This window comes from Acinetobacter sp. NIPH 2699, from assembly GCF_022549355.1.
Lineage (GTDB): Bacteria > Pseudomonadota > Gammaproteobacteria > Pseudomonadales > Moraxellaceae > Acinetobacter.
The window spans coordinates 54,296-73,291 of the sequence record NZ_JAKZGL010000013.1 but is presented as its reverse complement, the minus strand read 5'-3'; the positions used below and the strand labels follow the sequence as shown (position 1 = coordinate 73,291).

Genomic DNA, 18,996 nt, shown 5'->3' with positions numbered 1-18,996 from the left:
AAGTGTTGACTCAGTGAACACAAATAAATATAGTGTACACATGTTCACTATACGAACAGTTGTTCACTCAATATAAATAGCCAGATACAAAACGAGGAACGTATGAGCGCACAGTTAAGTTATCAGCCACATTGGGTTAGAGAAGATTTTGTTGATTTTATCCTTGCAAAGGTTAACCCGATGTGGACTTTGCGCCGCATTATGGCAAAAATCGAAGCGATTGAACCTATTGCAGATGAAATGATCAAGGTCACTTTAAGCAGTAACAATAAATTTACAACCTATCAGCCTGGTCAATTTGTGATGGTGACGGTTCGTATTGATGGTGTGCAGCATCAACGAGCGTATAGCTTGGTGAGTTCACCAAGTCACGACAAATTGGTGTTAGGTATCAAAAAACAAGGTTGTGTATCTAACTATTTAGCTAACAGCGCACGTGCTGGTGATGTGATTGAAATTACTCAGGCGATGGGCGAATTTACGCTAAAAGACTTCGATACAGAAGAAGGTAAACAACCGATTCTTTTGGTGTCTGCGGGTAGTGGTATTACGCCGATTATTCCGATTGCGAAAGAGGCATTAGCACGTTCAAATCAACCTGTGACGTTGATTTATTACTCACGTGATCCAGCGTTCCGTACTGAATTGGAAACACTGGCAGCAGAATATCCGCACTTTAACCTACACATTATTGTCGATAGTGCTGAACAACCTGCTTATTTTGATGAAGAAGCTTTGGACCGTTTGTGTGCCGATGCTGTTAAACGTCAAACCTATGTGTGTGCTGCTCCAGGTTTGATGAAAGCGACACGTCAAATCTGGACGAAACGTGGTTGGTTAGACCGTTTAACGCAAGAAAGCTTCTTGCCAGTGACGATGGATGTGGATGCTCAAATCCAACCGGTCAATTTCCGTCGCAGTATGCAAGAGTTTGAAGGCCGTGGCAACCTGTTGGCCAGTGCTGAAGCTGCGGGTTTGAAACCATCTTTTGGTTGCCGTATGGGGATTTGTAATACCTGTGTTTGTACCAAGGTCAGTGGTGCAGTGAAAAATCAACTTACAGGTGAAATCGATAACCAAAACAATGTGCAAATTAAGTTGTGTGTGAGTGAAGCAGTGAGTCCCGTTGAGATTGACCTTTAATTCATATTGACCAGATAGAGTATAATATTATGAACATGATGACAGTAAATCCGACTAAAACGATTCCTCCAATCAAATTTGGCGGTAACACAAGCCGTGCATTAACACCAGAAGAAGTACAAGAGTTTGGCCGTAAGATTGATGCCATCCGTACTGAAACCATGGCTAAAATTGGCAAAGAAGATTCTGATTATATCTATAAAGTACGTAACTTTGTACGCTACACCGAAATTGCGTCGCGTGGCATGTTGATGTTTGGTGGTTGGATTCCACCCGTATGGTTATTGGGTACCGTTATGCTAGGCGTATCTAAAATCGTTGAAAACATGGAGCTTGGTCATAACGTGATGCACGGTCAGTTTGATTGGTTAAACGATCCAACGCTTAACGGTGCAACCTATGACTGGGATACGGTGTGTACTGGTGAAGACTGGAAATATACCCATAACTATAAGCACCATACCTATACCAATGTGTACGGCATGGATCATGACATTAGTGGTTATGGCGTGATGCGTATGAGCCGTGAGCAAAAGTGGGAACCTCGCTTTTTATTTAACGTACCAACGGGTTTTGTATTATCTACGGGTTTTGAATGGCTACTGGCTTTACAACGTCTTGAGATGGAAAAAGTATTGTTTGATGGCACCAAAACCTGGAAAGAAGTGTATGTAGAATCCAAAAATCTACGTAAAAAGATGGTACGTCAGTTTGGTAAAGATTATGTGCTGTTCCCATTGATCGCGGGCCCAATGTTCTTGCCAGTATTAGCAGGTAACTTTGTTGCCAACTTGATCCGTAACTACTGGGCATCGACCGTGATTTATTGTGGTCACTTCACAGAAGATTCTGAAATTATCACTGACAACATTGATAATGAAACCAAAGCAGAGTGGTACTTGCGTCAGATTCGTGGTTCAGCAAACTTTACTGGCGGTAAAATCATGCATTTCTTGAGCGGTAACTTGAGCCATCAAATCGAACATCACTTGTTTCCTGATGTACCTGCCAACCGTTATAAAGAGATGGCGCCTAAAGTACGTGAAGTCTGTGCAGAGTATGGTCAACAATACAATACCGCTCCGTTTGGATCTCAGATTGTGAGTGTGTATAAACGTCTGGCTGTTCACTCTTTGCCTGACAATGTGGTCGATCGTTTGGTGGCGACCAAACGTACCTTTACTGAGGCGGTGAAAGGCATGTTTGGTAAAGCTGCTTAATCAAGATAGAGCATCGTTTGAGCCATCAAGCGATGCTCGTCACCAATAAGTAAAAGGGAAAGTGCGTGTAATTGAGATATACTATGGTGCAATTATATTTGTGCCATCGTTTTAAGGAATCATTATGCGTATTGACCAAAGAGCATTAGACCAGTTACGTGAAGTAAAAATTACCCGTAATTATACCCGTTACGCAGAAGGTTCAGTTCTGGTTGAGTTTGGTCATACCAAAGTATTGTGTACTGCGAGTATCGATAATTCGGTTCCACGCTTTTTAAAAGGCAAAGGACAGGGCTGGGTCACTGCTGAATATGGCATGTTACCGCGCTCAACCCATACCCGTAGTGACCGTGAAGCAGCGCGTGGTAAACAGTCGGGTCGGACACAGGAAATCCAACGTTTGATTGGTCGTAGCCTCCGAGCGATGGTTGATCTGAAAAAACTTGGTGAAAACACCATCACCATTGATTGTGATGTGATTCAAGCCGATGGCGGAACACGTACCGCAGCGATTACAGGTGCAGCCGTGGCATTGATTGATGCGATGAATGTATTACTGAGCAACAAAAAAATTAAACAAGATCCGTTAAAAGGTCTAGTGGCAGCCATCTCGGTAGGGATGTATCAAGATGAAGTTCACCTCGACTTGTGCTACGAAGAAGATTCAAACTGCCAAACCGATTTAAATGTGGTGATGACACAAGCAGGCGAATTTATTGAAATTCAAGGAACGGCAGAAGATAAACCGTTTACTCGCCAACAGTGCAATGCCATGTTAGAACTTGCTGAAAAAGGAATCGCGGAATTGATTCTAAAGCAACAGCAGGCACTCGGTTGGTAAGCTCCAGTTGATAGTGCGGGCGGTCTGGTATATTTAGACCGCCTTTTTTTTGTCTTTTTTCTGTCATCGAATTGCTATTAAACCATCATCGAACTGTCATTTATTTTGTATTGACTATCTGCACTGATATTTAACGGATAGCCAAATGCGAAATTTCCTTTTAGCGTTGCTTAGCAGCAGTTGCTTATTACTCAGTGCCTGTAACGACAGTGATGGCGATAACAATAATAATCCTACGCCAAATCCAAAGCCGCCAACATCTACATGCAAAGTTCACTGCGCGCCATAAACATAACAATAAGGAAATAAATCAATGAACCGTCGTGACTTTTTATTAAATACAACCAAAGCTTTGTTTGGTACGGCCGCACTCAGCAGTTTTCCATTGAGTATTCAGAAAGCACTTGCGATTGATGCCAAGGTCGAGACAGGAACCATTAAAGACGTTAAACATGTGGTGATTTTGACGCAAGAAAACCGTTCTTTTGACAATTATTTCGGAACTTTGAAAGGGGTACGTGGCTTTGGTGATCGTTTTACCATCCCTTTAAGCCAAGGCCGTACCGTGTGGGAACAATATGATGCAACCAAGAACAAAGTTTATCCTTATCATTTAGATAGTAGCCGTGGCAATGCCCAACGTGTCAGTGGCACACCGCATTCATGGACGGATGGTCAATTTGCTTGGGATCATGGACGCATGGGCAATTGGGTGCAATATAAGCAACCTCAATCAATGGGTTATTACAAGCAACAAGAGGTTGAATTTCAATTCGCATTAGCCAATGCCTTTACCCTCTGTGATGCATATCACTGTGCCATGCATACAGGCACCAACTCAAATCGTATGTTTATCTGGACTGGCACCAATGGTCCAACAGGTGCCAACGTTGCCAGTGTGGTGAATGATCTCGACAACATCGGAGCATCTACGAAAGGGTATGAATGGACGACATATCCTGAACGCTTACAACAAGCAGGGGTGACGTGGAAAGTTTATCAAAACATGCCTGATAATTTTACCGACAATCCTTTGGCTGGTTTCAAACAATATCGCCGTGCCAATGAGTTATCGGGCAAGCCTGTCAATAACAGCACCATTTGTCCTGCTTATGATCCAGCCATTGATGTAACTCAGCCTTTGTATAAAGGTATTGCCAATACCATGCCAGATGGCGGTTTTTTAGGATCTTTTAAAGATGATATTGCGCAAGGACAGTTACCCCAAGTGAGTTGGTTGGTTGCACCAGCAACCTATAGTGAGCATCCAGGACCTTCTAGCCCAGTGCAAGGTGCGTGGTATATTCAAGAGGTATTAAATGCGTTAACCGAGCGCCCAGAACTCTGGAGCCAAACTGTTTTCTTAATCAATTTTGATGAAAATGATGGCTTCTTTGACCATATACCGTCACCAAGTGCTCCGTCGATGGATGCTTCAGGTAGCGTCCATGGAAAGTCCACTTTAAGTACAGAGCAGATGTCCTACGAGTATGCGACACATGCCAAAGCCTCTGAGGGGCAGCCAAACTTTACTGATCCAAAAGTGAGTAATGGCATAGGTGTTTATGGCCCTGGTGTTCGTGTGCCGATGTATATCATTTCTCCTTGGAGTCGTGGTGGGTGGGTCAATTCACAAGTATTTGATCATTCTTCGGTGATTCGTTTCTTGGAGCAATGCTTTGGAGTAGAAGAACCCAATATTAGTCCGTATCGTCGTGCGGTTTGTGGTGACTTAAGTTCGGCGTTTAATTTTAAAACACCAAATCTTTTACCTTTGCCTGATCTCACAGGAAAAAAGACCAAAGAAGAAGCTGATGCGATCCGTAAAGCACAAGAACGCTTGGCACAGGTCAGTCGTCCTTTAAGTCAAACTTATCCTGTGCAAGACATGGGAATTCGACCATCACGTGCATTGCCATATATCTTGCATAGCAGTGCCAAAGTTGATGCGGTCGCGAAAACGGTTAAATTGATGTTCTCCAATACAGGAACTCAGGCCGCGGTATTTCATGTCTATGACAAATTGAATTTAGATGCGATTCCACGCCGTTACATGGTTGAAGCAGGTAAGCAATTGGACGATGTTTGGCAGACCAAAGATCATCAGTACGATCTCTGGGTGTTGGGACCGAATGGTTTTCATCGCAGTTTTACTGGGGACTTGGCACAAGCCATACAGTTAGAGGCGCTTCCTGAAATTCGCGTGTGTATGGAGGAGTGTGATCCTAAACTGCTCTTAAAAGTACGTCATGATGCAGCACAGACAGCTCAGTTGGTTGTGAAAGCCAATGCTTATTTACCCAATAAAACATGGCAAATAGACACTGCCGCGAGTGAAAAAGAATTGAGTTGGGATATGTCTGACTCTGGTGGATGGTATGATTTCACCGTGACCATTCAAAACGAGCCAAGTTATAGTCGCCGTTTTGCTGGTCGTATTGAAACCAATGAAGATTCTATTTCTGATCCATATATGGGATTTATTGAATCATAACTGCGCTCAATTGGATTGAAATAAGCAGTCTGGGTCGATCTAGGCTGCTTCTGATGTAAAAGCTCACGAAAAAGAGCCAGTAAATACAACATAAAAGAATAAACAGCTCAGTGAGAAAGTCGATATAAATCGTATCTTAAACATAAGCATACTGAGTCTTTGCAAATTGTAACAGGATATGCAAATTCACCCCATTTTGCTTTGCTATATTGAGAACACTGAAAGAAAAGAGACAACGATGTTACAAGTTTTTTTGATATTTCTCACTGCTGTCACTTTTATTTTAATGGCAGTTGACCCACGATCGAGCCAATCGACTGAAGCGAAATCGGCATGGCAAGAGACGGAAGCTCAGGCATTGGATTCGCAGCAATCGATTCAGCAGCAAAAAGATAAACAGGTTTAAGCATTAAAGCGCATAGATAAATCTATAGCGCGAACATCTTTGGTCAAAACACCCATCGAAATATAATCTACACCTGTGCTGGCAACTTCACGTAAATTTTCAATGGTGATATTGCCTGAGGCCTCTAATTTACAACGCCCTGCGATATGTTTCACCGCATCAATCATTTGTTGTTGGCTAAAATTATCCAACATCACAATATCTGCACCTGCTTCAAGTGCTTGATTCAGTTCATCCCATGTTTCAACTTCAACTTCGACTGGTTTTCCGGGTGCAATCTGATGCGCTTGAGCAATAGCCTGAACGATGCCACCCGCAGCCATAATGTGATTTTCTTTAATCAGAAAGGCATCAAATAAACCAAGGCGATGATTTTGACCACCACCGATCGCAACCGCATATTTTTGCGCGATACGTAAACCAGGTAAGGTTTTACGCGTATCAAGCAATTTGGTGTGTAGACCATCGAGCTGTTTCACGTAGCTGGCTGTTTTGGTGGCCACAGCAGAAAGAGTTTGTACAAAGTTTAACGCTGGGCGTTCTACTGTTAATAAACTACGCGCTGAACCCGCAAGTTTTAAAAAAGCTTCATTGGCCGCAACCACATCACCTTCTTGTTTTAACCATGTGATTTGTACTGAGCTGTCATAAGCCTGAATTAAAGCATTGACCCAAGGTTGGCCTGCCAAGACCATATCTTCACGGGTGATAATGGTGGCTGTGGCTTGTTCATCCGCAGGTGAGAGCATGGCGGTAATATCGCCGTCCCCAATATCTTCTTGTAATGCTTGTTGAATATTGATTTGAATAGATTGTTCAAGCAAAGATTGTGGGATGCTCATACTCTTTCCAGTAGATTTTTGACCAAAAAACGTGTGCATTATATTAGCACCGTCCTCGTAAAAAATAAGTATTTGATCTCGATTATTGCGAATAAAGCATGTCAGAATGGGAAATATTAATATTAAATTGCTGATTCGAGTGACAATGCCGCAATCTAGATTTACTCAAGTTCGAGATGGAATATTACAAGGTGCAATGCAAATTGCTTCACCTAACTTTAATGCGCGTCCTGCCGAGACAGACATTCAACTGATTGTGATTCACAATATTAGTTTACCGCCGTCGCAATTTGGTGGGGGGTATATCCAGCAATTCTTTCAGAATCAGTTGGATTGGTCGGTACATCCTTATTTTCAAAGCATTGAAGGCATGCAAGTTTCAGCCCATCTACTGATTTTACGCACAGGTGAGGTGATTCAGTTTGTCAATTTTAATGATCGTTCTTGGCATGCGGGTCGATCCAGTTATTTGGCTCAACCAGAATGTAATGATTATTCGATTGGCATTGAGCTAGAGGGAAGTGATGATTTGCCGTTTGAACCAGAACAATATCAGGCGCTGATCGAGGTGGTAAAAATATTACGTCAAACTTACCCCAAAATCCAAAATCATATCGCGGGTCATTCTGATATTGCGCCTAAGCGTAAAACAGATCCTGGGTTATATTTTGATTGGCCCTTGTTCCGTCATTTGCTATCAGCTAAAACATGATCTAAAAAAACATCAATGAATTTATGATTTCACAACGAAATCTATTTTTACTTTCATTACAATAACGCTTTTGAAATATAAACCGTAGGTGAGTGCGATGGCATTGTGGCGATCGACTATAATTGTCAGTGCAATGACGATGTTATCTCGAGTTTTGGGATTGGTGCGTGATATCGTACTGCTGAATGTGTTTGGGGCAGGCAAGGACTTTGATACCTTTGTGGTTGCCTTTCGTATCCCCAACTTTTTTCGGCGTCTGTTTGCTGAAGGGGCATTTTCACAAGCTTTTATTCCTGTTCTGACGGAATATAAAACCAGTCGCGCTCATGCAGAAGTTCAAATTCTGATTAGTCGGGTTTTTGGTTGTTTGTTGACGGCAATGACATTGCTCACCTTTGTGGCGATGGTCGCAGCACCAGTAATTATTTATATCTATGCGCCTGGTTTCCACAGCGATACCGAGAAGTTTACTCTAGCTGTTGATTTATTTCGTTTGACCATTCCTTATCTGATGTTTATGTCACTGACGGCTTTTGCCAGCAGTATCCTAAATAGTTATGGTTCATTTGCTTCACCTGCATTTTCCCCAGTATTGCTGAATATTGCTATGATTGCTGGGGCGTGGTGGTTAACGCCTTATATGGCAGAACCGATCATGGCGCTTGGATGGGCTGTGGTGGTTGCAGGTGTTTTGCAACTGGCCATTCAAATTCCTGAGTTATGGAAGAAAAACTTACTGATTCCACCAAAAGTTGATTTTAAACATGAAGGTGTAAATCGTATTCTAAAGTTGATGCTGCCTGCCTTATTCGGCGTGTCAGTCACGCAAATTAACTTATTACTAAATACGATCTGGGCATCCTTTATGCAGGATGGTTCAGTGTCATGGCTATACAGTGCAGAACGTATGACTGAACTACCACTGGGATTGATTGGGGTTGCGATCGGGACGGTGATCCTGCCATCACTTTCAGCACGCCATGCTGAACAAGATCAGAGTAAATTTAGAGGTATGTTGGATTGGGCTGCTAAAATCATCATGCTGGTAGGGATTCCAGCCAGTATTGCTTTATTTATGCTGTCCACACCGATTATTCAAGCGCTTTTTCAACGTGGTGAATTTACTTTAGAAGATACACAAATGACTGCTTTGGCGTTGCAGTGTATGAGTGCTGGCGTGATCTCTTTTATGTTGATTAAGGTGTTTGCCCCGGGTTTTTATGCCCAGCAGGACACCAAAACACCAGTACGGGTCGGGTTAATCGCGGTAGCGACCAATGCGATTTTAAACGTGATATTTATTGGTATCTTTAAGTTGAATGGTTGGCAAGCAGAGCATATGGCGCTGGCTATGGCCTCTTCAGGTTCAGCTTTGGTCAATGCAGGTCTACTTTATTTCTATTTACACAAACGCAATATCTATCGCTTTGGCGCGCATTGGAAAAAACTGGCATTCCAGTTTGCAGTGGCCAATCTCATCATGATTTTAGCGTTATGGTATGGCCTTACGTGGTATCAAGGTGATATTTCTCAATGGCTACGTGTGGCTGAAGTTGCTGGTTTGTGTGTGCTTGGTGTGGTGGCGTATGTTGTCGGATTATTGCTAACAGGATTTAGACCGAGACATTTAAAGCATTGAATTTGAGCGTTTCCCCCTCCTTTTTAAAGGATGAGCTGCGGTTATCGCAGTGCAAGGAGGGGGATTTAAATTATTTTATTTCCAGTAATTCAATATCAAAAATCAGGGTGCTATTTGGACCAATTCCATCACCAGCACCCACCTCACCATAGGCGAGATTGGCTGGGATAAAGAAACGGCTTTTACCACCTACCTTCATGGTTTGAACGCCTTCAGTCCAACCTGCGATTACTTGATTCAATTGAAACTCGACAGGATGGTTGCGTGCGATCGAACTATCAAACACGGTTCCATCAAGTAAACGCCCTTCATAATTGACTTTAACCGTAGAGCTCGCTCTCGGTGATTTACCTTTGCCCGCTTGAAGGACTTGGTACTGTAAGCCTGATTTAGTGGTCACAATATTGGCTTTTTTCGCATTTTCAGCTAAAAAGGCTTTTCCTGCTTGATCATTCTTTTGAGCAATTTCCTGAAATTCAATCAGTTGCTTTGCTTCCATACGCTTTTTATATTGGTTGAGCACATTTGCCATCTCTTCATCTGTCAAAGATGCTGCTTTTCCCTGTGTCGCTTCTTTTAAGCCTTGCACGAAAGCATCAATATCTAAATCTTTTAGGGTATTGGCATTGCCTTTACCCATCAAATAACCGTAACTGTAACCCAACTGCTCTTGTTGTGGGCTTTTTAAGGTAATGGGTGCTGCGTAAGCAGTACCAATCATGGATGTCATTAAAATAAGACTTAATTTTTTCATTATTTCTTCCAAAACGCTTTTCTAAAAAAATAAAGGAGAGCATATGCTCTCCCTATATCCGTTATTTTACCGCGATGAGTTCGACATCAAAAACTAGAGTACTATTCGGTGGAATAGACCCAGGTACACCTTGTTCGCCATAACCTAAGTTAGCAGGAATATAAAGTGTTGCTTTGCTTCCTTCTTTCATTAACTGTAAGCCTTCAGTCCAACCAGGAATCACTTGATTAAGCGGGAACTCGATTGGTTCACCACGATCATAGGAACTGTCAAATACAGTGCCATCGGTCAATTGACCTTTATAATGGACTTTAACAACTGATTCGGCCTTTGGTTGTTTGCCTGTTCCTGCTGTAATGATTTTATATTGCAATCCTGAAGCGGTGGTTTTAACGCCTTCTTTTTTCGCATTTTCAGCTAAGAAGGTGTTACCTGTTGCTTCTGCTTTCTGGGTTTCTTCGATTTGCTTTTGTTGTAACTCTTGTTGGAATGCGACATAAGCAGCTTGTAGTTCTTCCTCAGTATAGGCAGCAGGTTTTTCTGCATGACCATCGCGGAAACCCGTGATGAACGCAACTGTTTCTAGTTCGGGCGGCGTTTGTTTCGCAACTTCATAACCTAAGGCATAACTGATTTTTGCGCCAGGTCCTGCATTTTTGTCCGCTTTTGCGCCAAGTTCAGTAGTAGGGTGTTGAGTTGCATAATAAATCGGTACAAGGGCTGCTCCGCCTAAAACGGCTGCGACAATAACAGGTAAAGCTTTACTCATGAGATGTCCAAAAGTGAGATTTTAGTAAAAAATATGGCATTGATCTTAGCATGTCTATGCTTCAGCATTGAATAACTGATCTGAAAAATGCGTGTATTTTTTATAGGGTTTATGTTTGTTGAATTTTCAAGATAAGTGTAAAAAGCCAGATCATGAGATCTGGCTTTTATGCTCATGTTTGCAGACTAATTAATCATCTTTCTGTGCTTTGTAAGCATACGCATAGTTATATCCATAGCCATATCCAGCACTTGCACGTTGGATATCATTAAGAATAAAGCCATTCACTTTAACGCCAGCCTGCTCAAAGCGATTTAAGCTGAGTTCAAGCTCTTTCATTTGTGATTTAGCATAACGAGCAACCAACAAATTGACGCCGACATATTGCGAAATGATAATTCCATCAGTAACTGCTAAAATAGGTGGCGTATCAATAATGATATGGTCATATTCAGAACTGAGTTTTTCGAGTAAAGCTTTAAACTGCTCAGAACCTAAAATCTCAGAAGGATTTGTTGGGTTTTTCCCTCGAGTAATCATACTTAAACCAGCGACTTCAGTTTCATGAATCACTTGACCGAGCTCAGCTTGGCTACTTAACAACTCAGATAATCCTGGTTTAACGTCTAAATTAAAATACTTATGCAAATAACCACGACGTAGATCCGCATCAATCAATAAAACCTTTTTATTGCTTTGGGCAAAGATGGTTGCAAGGTTGGTGGAAATAAAAGACTTACCGACCTCAGGTGATGGACCTGCGATCATAATAATATTATTTTTTGCATTACTTAGTGCAAAATGGATCGCGGTACGAATACTACGTAAGCTTTCAATCGCAATATCATCACTGTTTTTAACCGCAAGAATAGGAATATTCTTCTTCTTCTTCAGAATACTCATACGAGTTTCTTGAACTGGGGAGCGGGGAACAGTTGCATAGACAGGTAGATCAAGTTCTCGCTCGATTTGACTGGAGTCTTTAATCCCTGTGCGTAACATATTGCGTAGTAGGGCAATTAAAGTACCGACGAAGCCACCTAAGAAAACCGCAAGAATGAGAATAAGCAATTTTTTCGGCTTGATTGGTTGAACAGGTTCAATTGCGGTATCGACAATACGGACATTGCCGATCTCCCCTGCATTGGCGATTCTAAGCTGCTGATAGGAATTTAAAAGCGCCGTATAGAGTTGAGTTTTAACTTCAACCTCACGATACAATTGTAAATATCGTCTTTGTAAATCAGGCAATTGTTTTAAGGTACTATTAAGTTCACCAATCATTTTATTTAATGCTGTAATTTGAGCATTAATCTCACGCATCGCAGGGTGTTCAGCGGTATATTTGGCTGAGATATCCGCCTGTTGCTGCTGTAATTCAATTTTTTTCGTTTCTAAGGTAATACTTTGGGTCAGATATAACTCCGACTCTTTGGTGACATCAACAGTATTATATTCTTGGCGGAATTTATTGAATTCGCGCTCAGCCACGTCAAGTTGTTGTTTCAGCTCTGGAAGTTGTTCATCAAGAAATTTAAGCGTTTGTGCAGTTTCTGCGGATTTGCGTGCTACATTTTGTGCGCTATAAGCAGATAGGATTGCATTGAGTACTTTGGTAATATGCTCTTTATCTTGACCTTGATAATTTAAACCCAATATACCAGTCAACTTGCCTTTTTCAGCCACTGAATAGTTTTCCCTAACTGCTGTTACTGCAGCAGGTAAAGATCGTTTGAGGATCTCATAATCTGTATTGAATTGGTCTTTTGTGGCGATGTTGATTTTCCATACACCATAACGATTTGACAGTTGATTAAGCTGATTTAACGGTGCTGTTAATAGGATTTCATCGGTTTTGCTATCGATTAATTGGAATTTTCCTTCGTTTAACTTTAAACGTAGCGTTTTATCGAGGAAGTTTTGTGGCACCTCAAACTGACGAAATTCAAGTGCTTTTTCAGCGTCACGGAAAATGACCGCTTTGGGTAAGTACTCTGTGGCATAACTGGGTTTGCTGAGTAAACGCTGAGCAAAAGTATCTTCGACACTGGAAATACTGAGGTCAAGGTGCAATGCTTCAATCACTGAACCTAACACTAAGCGTGATTTTAAGATTTCGATCTCAGATTGAGCAGGAGACTTTTGATCGATCATTTGTGAAAGATCACCCAACAGCGCAGCAGAAGCACCTTTGCTGTTTTCAACCTGTACTAGGGCATCAACTGCGTATGTATTTGGTGTCGTGCGCAAATACAATAATGCACATACAAGACTCAGGATGACGCATAGCGCAATAAGCTTCCATTGCGCGAGCAAGGAGAAGAACAGTTCTTTTAGGTCAATTGTATCTTCAGTATTGGTATTTTGGCTCATAATCTTAAATCTAAAAGTTAAATGTAATTTTTCCAATCAGTCACACACTGCTGAATCAGCTGGCATGTACTATCAAAAAAAGCTTGATCGTGTTGATAGGGATCAGACACATTTTTATTTTGCCAATGTCCGAGGCGGAAGACTTTACCTTTAGCAAAGGGCCAGGTCTGCTCAATATGTTTTTGCTGATTTTGACTCATTACTAACACTAAATCCGCTTTTTTAAGATGCTCTGCGGTGAGTTTTTTGGCGATATGTGCACTCATGTCAATATTGAGTGTGCGCATACAGTATTGCGCTTTTTCATCCGCTGGATGGCCAGTCAGACCAGCGATACCAGCAGACTCAATATCGAGCTGGGGATGAGCTTGTTTCAGCAAATACTCTGCCATCGGGCTGCGACAGATATTTCCCACACAAATCACCAAAATACTTTTAATCTGCATCAGTTCCCCAAACGATCAATATTATATAAGGCGTTGGAGAAAGGAATGACTTGATTGATGACACGTTGCCAACGCGTTAAACCTGTTGCATCAACATACACAATATCATTGCTACGTAACTTAAACTGATTGGCCAAGCCAAAATCACCCAAGCTCATCAAGTTCATATGATAGAGCGCGGTGCTACGATCATTTGGATTACTTCTAAGTACATAGATCCGACTAGCACTGGCAGAGTTTGGATTGATGCCTAAACTTTCACCTAAGGCATCACTGAGGGTCATACCTTGATCACGCATTGGCAAGGCTTGGTTTTTACCAGACTCACCCATAACATAAATTTTTTGATTTTCTTTGGTGCTGACATAAATGGTGTCATTGGACTGGACCAAAAGCTTATGCAGTGAATAGCCAGCCTTTTCAAGTTCGATGGTGTTGAGATCGTAGGTTCGACCATTGCGAATCAACTGGATATAAGTATTTGCACCTTTATCATTGATACCACCTGCCATACCGAGTGCTGTATAAATACTGGTCGGTTGATCATTTAAATAGAATTGTCCACCTCTAAGTACACTACCCTGTACCGAATAGCGCTGTCCTTGGTATGACAAGACGCGAACAATCACATCAGGTGTTTTTACATACCGTGCAAACTGGTTGCGTAGTTCAGTATTGAGTTGAGCCAAGCTTTTTCCAGCGGCTTTATAGCGTCCAACTAAGGGGAGTTGAATATAACCGCTCGCATCAATTGGGTAGCCCAAAGCCTGAACAGCTTGTTCGTTGTTGACCGTTGTGGTCGGTGGGGTAATTTCTGGATATGCCCAAAGCTGGATCGAAAGTACATCACCAGCACTTAAACGATAGCCTGTTTGTTGTTTTTGAAATAGTGCTTTGTAGTCGTGCTGGTAGTCAACTTGCGCTGGTTGTACTGCATACATATTTTCTTGGTCAATTTTAATGACATTCACGGTTGTCCCAAGATCGGTGGTATACACCCCTTCAGTTGGAATATCATAGGTTTGCAAACCAGAGGTAACAGCACAACTTGTAGCAGCAATACTTATGCTAAGAATAGAAAAAAGCTGATAGTACTTCACACACGACCCTTGGATTATTTATATCTAATTAATATCAGTCGCCAAAACGATTCGTCTTGAGGCCCAGAATTTGTCCAATTCTAGCTGAAAAGTAGCAAAAAAGCATTGAGAAATGTCTTGGCTTTGTATGTTTAGTATTTCTAAAAAGAAATCCACACAAATGGGCTTTTGACTAAAATGTGAACCAGTACACAGCTTGTTAACACATTCATACAATTGAAATGTGGTAGTAATAAATATTCTGATATAGTACGCGCAAATATTCATGACTGTTTATATAAACAGCGAAAAATTGTAAGGATCAAGGCTTTATTTATGCTAACACTTGCCGAATTAAAAATAGCAATTATTGGTTTAGGATATGTTGGACTGCCGCTAGCAGTTGAATTTGGGAAAAAATTTCCTGTTGTTGGTTTTGATATTCATCAAAAACGTGTAGATGAACTTAAGAGTGGACAAGATCATACGTTGGAAGTTTCTCCTGAAGGTCTAAAGCAAGCAGAGTATCTCACCTATACAGCAAATCTAGATGACTTAAAAGACTGTAATTTTTTTATTGTCACCGTTCCTACACCTGTTGATCATGTGAATCGTCCAGATCTTAGCCCTTTGAAAAAAGCGAGTGAGAGCCTCGGTAAGGTGCTAAGCAAAGGCGATATTGTGGTTTATGAATCCACTGTCTATCCTGGCGCAACCGAAGAGGTATGTATTCCTGTATTAGAACAAGTATCGGGTTTGAAGTTTAATCAGGACTTTTTTGCAGGTTATAGTCCCGAGCGCATTAATCCTGGTGATAAAGTTAATACATTAACTAAAATTACAAAGATCACCAGTGGTAGTACTCCTGAAGTGGCGGATTTTGTTGATCAAGTTTATGCCAGCATCATTACTGCTGGAACGCATAAAGCTTCGAGTATTAAAGTGGCTGAAGCGGCTAAGGTGATTGAAAACACCCAACGCGATTTGAATATTGCTTTGGTGAATGAACTCTCTGTAATCTTTGATCGGATTGGCATTGATACTCTAGATGTACTTGAAGCTGCTGGTAGTAAATGGAACTTTTTACCTTTCCGCCCAGGTTTGGTGGGTGGACATTGCATTGGTGTAGACCCATATTATTTAACCCATAAAGCCGAAGAAGTTGGTTACCATCCGCAAGTGATTTTGGCTGGACGTCGTATTAATGACAATATGGCGCGTTACGTTGCACGTAATACGATTAAGCTCATGTTGCAAAATGGAATTGATGTGCCACGTGCTAGAGTTGGCGTCTTGGGTGTTACTTTTAAGGAAAACTGTCCAGATATTCGTAACAGTAAAGTCTCAGATTTAATTAAAGAGTTTGAGTTGTGGGGAACTCAGGTTGTTGTTGCTGACCCATGGGCAGATGCAAACGAAGTGAAGAGTGAATATGGCATCGAATTGGGAATTGTGGACGCAGATCATCCTGTCGATAGCCTAGTGGTTGCTGTAGGGCATAATGAGTTTCGCTCACTATCAGCAGCAGAACTTAAGTCATATGTCAACAGCGCAAAACCAGTATTGGCGGATGTGAAATGTTTGTTTGACCGCGAAGAGATGGCAGATCAAGGCTTTACTGTATTCCGCCTCTAACTGATAACGATTGAATTAAATGGTTTTAAATATGAAAAAATTTGCCCTTATTGGTGCTGCTGGATATATTGCACCACGTCATTTGAAAGCGATTAAAGAAACTGGAAACACATTAGCTGTTGCCATGGATGTAAATGACTCAGTTGGAATTATGGATAGCCACTTCCCAGAAGCGGAATTCTTTACTGAATTTGAAGAGTTTGAGGCATATGTCGAAGACCAAAAACTCAAAGGTGAAAAGCTGGATTATGTCGCGATTTGCTCTCCGAACTACTTGCATGCACCACATATGAAATATGCTTTAAAAAATGGCATTGATGTGATTTGTGAAAAACCATTGGTATTGACATCGGAAGACCTTGACCTTTTATCAACCTATGAAAAACAATATGGTGCAAAAGTAAATTCAATTTTACAGTTACGTTTACACCCTTCAATTATTGCCTTGCGTGATAAAGTGCAATCTGCGCCAGCAGGTAAAATTTTTGATGTTGATTTAACGTATTTAACTTCACGTGGTAAATGGTATTTAAAATCATGGAAAGGAGTAGACAATAAATCAGGTGGTGTAGCAACCAATATCGGTGTGCATTTTTACGATATGCTGCATTTTATTTTTGGCAAAATTGTAAAAAATGAAGTGCATTTCCGTGATGAAAAAACAGCATCTGGTTACTTAGAGTATGAGCGTGCTCGTGTGCGTTGGTTCTTGTCTATTGATGCGAATAACTTACCAGAGAATGCAGTGCAAGGTGAAAAACTGACTTATCGCAGTATTACCATTGAGAATGAAGAATTAGAATTCTCGGGTGGTTTCACCGATTTGCATACACAAAGTTACCAACGTATTTTAGAAGGTAAAGGTTACGGTGTAGAAGAAAATCGTGCAGCGATTGAAACTGTTGAAGTGATTCGCGTATCTCCAATTGTTGAAAACCCTGCGAATCCTCATCCACTTATGGCGAAGGTGAAGCAAAGATGAGTTTCTACAAGCATGACAGTGCAATCGTCGATGATGGTGCGCAGATTGGTGAAGACTCCCGAGTTTGGCACTTTGTTCACGTGTGTGGTGGCGCCAAAATTGGTAAGGGTGTATCCCTAGGACAAAACGTCTTTGTTGGTAATAAGGTCGTGATTGGCGACTATTGTAAAGTACAGAACAATGTTTCTGTTTACGATAATGTGACTTTAGAAGAAGGTGTCTTTTGTGGACCAAGTATGGTCTTTACTAATGTCTATAACCCTCGTTCGCTCATTGAGCGCAAGGATCAATATAGGAATACATTGGTGGAAAAGGGTGCCACGCTTGGGGCAAACTGCACCATTGTGTGTGGTGTAACGATAGGTGCTTATGCTTTCGTTGGGGCAGGGGCTGTCGTAAATAAAGATGTTCCTGCCTATGCACTTATGGTTGGTGTTCCTGCAAAACAAATCGGCTGGATGAGTGATTTTGGTGAACAACTTGATCTGCCATTACAGGGGCAAGCACAGTCAGTATGTCAACATACAGGTGCAATTTATCATTTAAATGGAACAACGCTGACTAAGCAGGCTTAATATGATTGAGTTTATTGATTTAAAAGCACAGCAAAGCAGAATAAAAACCAAAATTGATGCTGGAATTCAAAAGGTTCTTACGCATGGACAATACATTTTGGGTCCAGAGGTTACAGAACTAGAAGAAAAGCTAGCTATATACGTAGGTGCAAAATATTGCATCACATGTGCCAATGGTACAGATGCTTTGCAGATTGCCCAAATGGCTTTTGGTATAGGCATGGGGGATGAAGTGATTACCCCAGGATTTACCTATATCGCTACCGCTGAAACGGTTGCACTGCTAGGCGCAACACCAGTATATGTTGATGTTAACCCTAAAACCTATAACCTTGATGTAGAAAAACTGGAAGCAGCAATTACACCACGTACCAAAGCGATTATTCCTGTAAGTTTATATGGTCAGTGTGCGGATTTAGATGCTATTAATGCAATCGCTGCAAAATATAATATTCCAGTAATCGAAGATGCAGCGCAAAGTTTTGGGGCAACCTATAAAGGCAGAAAGAGTTGTAATCTAAGTACAGTGGCTTGTACCAGCTTCTTCCCAAGCAAACCTTTAGGTTGTTATGGGGATGGTGGTGCTATTTTTACCAACGATGATGAGCTGGCTAAAGTGATTCGTCAGATTGCACGTCATGGTCAAGATAGGCGTTATCATCATGTTCGTGTTGGTGTGAACAGCCGTCTTGATACGTTACAAGCCGCAATTTTGTTACCAAAATTAGAAATTTTGGATGATGAAATGCAGGCACGTCAAAAAGTAGCTGAAGTTTATAATCAGTTATTTTATCAAGCAGGTATTCATACGATACCATACCTTGAGTCGCATAATACCAGTGCATGGGCGCAATATACGATTCAAGTCGATAACCGCGCAGAGGTCCAAGAGAAATTAAAAGCTGAAGGTATCCCAACGGCAGTACATTATCCAATTCCTCTGAATAAACAACCTGCTGTGGCGGATGTAAATGCGATGTTACCTGTAGGTGATGCCGTTTCGGAAAAAGTGATGAGTTTGCCGATGCATCCTTATTTAACTATTGAGGCTCAAGAAAAAATTGTTGCTGCTTTAGGTAAATAATA

17 protein-coding genes are annotated in these 18,996 nt (G+C 41.4%); 11 read left to right on the top strand and 6 right to left on the bottom strand.

Translation table 11 applies throughout. From position 1 onward, the window contains the following. The first annotated feature begins 102 nt into the window (after positions 1-102). The 5 genes from MMP72_RS12460 (at position 103) to MMP72_RS12440 (ending at position 6,104) form a co-directional block, all read left to right on the top strand. The gene (locus tag MMP72_RS12460; RefSeq protein WP_241317753.1) at positions 103-1,143 is read left to right on the top strand and encodes a ferredoxin reductase; all 1,041 of its coding nucleotides are present in this window, start codon (positions 103-105) and stop codon (positions 1,141-1,143) included. 29 nt (positions 1,144-1,172) lie between these two features. Then, entirely contained in the window at positions 1,173-2,363 is a 1,191-nt protein-coding gene (locus MMP72_RS12455; protein WP_241317751.1) for an acyl-CoA desaturase, read from the top strand. A gap of 124 nt (positions 2,364-2,487) precedes the next feature. Further along, positions 2,488-3,204 carry a ribonuclease PH gene (rph, locus tag MMP72_RS12450; protein ID WP_241317749.1) on the top strand — a complete coding sequence of 239 codons (717 nt, stop codon included), beginning with the start codon at positions 2,488-2,490 and terminating at the stop codon, positions 3,202-3,204. A 313-nt stretch (positions 3,205-3,517) separates the two neighbouring features. Continuing rightward, entirely contained in the window at positions 3,518-5,698 is a 2,181-nt protein-coding gene (locus MMP72_RS12445; protein WP_241317747.1) for a phospholipase C, phosphocholine-specific, read from the top strand. A 238-nt stretch (positions 5,699-5,936) separates the two neighbouring features. Continuing rightward, entirely contained in the window at positions 5,937-6,104 is a 168-nt protein-coding gene (locus tag MMP72_RS12440) for a hypothetical protein (protein WP_241317741.1), read from the top strand. Here MMP72_RS12440 and nadC read toward each other — a convergent pair. Next, positions 6,101-6,946 carry a carboxylating nicotinate-nucleotide diphosphorylase gene (nadC, locus tag MMP72_RS12435; protein ID WP_241317739.1) on the bottom strand — a complete coding sequence of 282 codons (846 nt, stop codon included), beginning with the start codon at positions 6,944-6,946 and terminating at the stop codon, positions 6,101-6,103. The two genes, MMP72_RS12440 and nadC, sit on opposite strands and share 4 nt — an antisense overlap. A 145-nt stretch (positions 6,947-7,091) precedes the next feature. Here nadC and ampD point away from each other — a divergent pair, with 145 nt between their 5' ends. After that, positions 7,092-7,658 carry a 1,6-anhydro-N-acetylmuramyl-L-alanine amidase AmpD gene (gene ampD / locus MMP72_RS12430; RefSeq protein WP_241317737.1) on the top strand — a complete coding sequence of 189 codons (567 nt, stop codon included), beginning with the start codon at positions 7,092-7,094 and terminating at the stop codon, positions 7,656-7,658. An 88-nt stretch (positions 7,659-7,746) separates the two neighbouring features. After that, positions 7,747-9,297: a murein biosynthesis integral membrane protein MurJ gene (gene murJ, locus MMP72_RS12425; protein ID WP_241317735.1), complete on the top strand. Its 1,551-nt coding sequence runs from the start codon at positions 7,747-7,749 to the stop codon at positions 9,295-9,297. Between the two features lie 70 nt (positions 9,298-9,367). Here the strand turns inward: murJ and MMP72_RS12420 are convergent, their stop codons facing one another. From MMP72_RS12420 to MMP72_RS12400, 5 genes are all read right to left on the bottom strand, one after another. Continuing rightward, the gene (locus MMP72_RS12420; RefSeq protein WP_241317733.1) at positions 9,368-10,051 is read right to left on the bottom strand and encodes an FKBP-type peptidyl-prolyl cis-trans isomerase; all 684 of its coding nucleotides are present in this window, start codon (positions 10,049-10,051) and stop codon (positions 9,368-9,370) included. A 61-nt stretch (positions 10,052-10,112) separates the two neighbouring features. Then, positions 10,113-10,820 carry an FKBP-type peptidyl-prolyl cis-trans isomerase gene (locus tag MMP72_RS12415; protein ID WP_241317731.1) on the bottom strand — a complete coding sequence of 236 codons (708 nt, stop codon included), beginning with the start codon at positions 10,818-10,820 and terminating at the stop codon, positions 10,113-10,115. A 189-nt stretch (positions 10,821-11,009) separates the two neighbouring features. Then, positions 11,010-13,193, bottom strand: a complete 2,184-nt coding sequence (locus tag MMP72_RS12410) for a polysaccharide biosynthesis tyrosine autokinase (protein WP_241317729.1) — start codon at positions 13,191-13,193, stop codon at positions 11,010-11,012. A gap of 17 nt (positions 13,194-13,210) precedes the next feature. Next, on the bottom strand, positions 13,211-13,639 hold the full coding sequence (locus MMP72_RS12405; RefSeq protein WP_121930426.1) for a low molecular weight protein-tyrosine-phosphatase: 429 nt from the start codon (positions 13,637-13,639) through the stop codon (positions 13,211-13,213). Further along, positions 13,639-14,739, bottom strand: a complete 1,101-nt coding sequence (locus MMP72_RS12400; protein WP_121930425.1) for a polysaccharide biosynthesis/export family protein — start codon at positions 14,737-14,739, stop codon at positions 13,639-13,641. Before MMP72_RS12400 ends, MMP72_RS12405 begins: the two co-directional genes overlap by 1 nt. 315 nt (positions 14,740-15,054) lie before the next feature. Between MMP72_RS12400 and MMP72_RS12395 the strand changes: the two genes are divergently transcribed. The 4 genes from MMP72_RS12395 to MMP72_RS12380 are packed head-to-tail and all read left to right on the top strand — an operon-like array spanning position 15,055 to position 18,994. Next, positions 15,055-16,353: a nucleotide sugar dehydrogenase gene (locus MMP72_RS12395; protein ID WP_121930424.1), complete on the top strand. Its 1,299-nt coding sequence runs from the start codon at positions 15,055-15,057 to the stop codon at positions 16,351-16,353. 31 nt (positions 16,354-16,384) lie between these two features. After that, complete coding sequence (locus tag MMP72_RS12390; protein ID WP_121930459.1) at positions 16,385-17,335, top strand: Gfo/Idh/MocA family oxidoreductase; 951 nt, start codon at positions 16,385-16,387, stop codon at positions 17,333-17,335. Continuing rightward, positions 17,332-17,910, top strand: a complete 579-nt coding sequence (gene wbpD, locus MMP72_RS12385) for an acyltransferase (RefSeq protein WP_241317727.1) — start codon at positions 17,332-17,334, stop codon at positions 17,908-17,910. The genes MMP72_RS12390 and wbpD overlap by 4 nt, the downstream gene beginning before the upstream one ends. A 1-nt stretch (position 17,911) precedes the next feature. Then, complete coding sequence (locus tag MMP72_RS12380; protein ID WP_241317725.1) at positions 17,912-18,994, top strand: DegT/DnrJ/EryC1/StrS family aminotransferase; 1,083 nt, start codon at positions 17,912-17,914, stop codon at positions 18,992-18,994. Positions 18,995-18,996 lie beyond the last annotated feature (2 nt).